Annotated in this window: 1 protein-coding gene; it reads right to left on the reverse strand. The window is 63.3% G+C overall.

The genetic code is table 11. From position 1 onward, the window contains the following. The coding region (locus EOB49_RS36220; RefSeq protein ID WP_206526246.1) for a class II aldolase/adducin family protein at nt 1-221 on the reverse strand (221 nt) is incomplete at both ends.

Below are 221 nucleotides of genomic sequence, written 5' to 3' on the forward strand. Positions count from 1 at the left end.
TTCCCTGGGGGTGTCGCCCCAGGTGAACAGGCCGTGGCTTTCCAGGACGACGCCCTTGGCGGCGGGATGTTCGAGGCAGAACTTCTCCAGCCACAGGCCGAGTTCGAAGCCGGGGCGCTTCCAAGGCAGCCAGCCAATGGCGTCGCCAAAGATCTCCTTGGTCAGAGCCTTGGAATCCTTGGCGGCGGCAATGGCGATGATGGCATCGGGATGCATGTGGT

Origin of the sequence: Mesorhizobium sp. M7A.F.Ca.MR.148.00.0.0, assembly GCF_003997735.1 — a bacterium.
GTDB lineage: Bacteria > Pseudomonadota > Alphaproteobacteria > Rhizobiales > Rhizobiaceae > Mesorhizobium.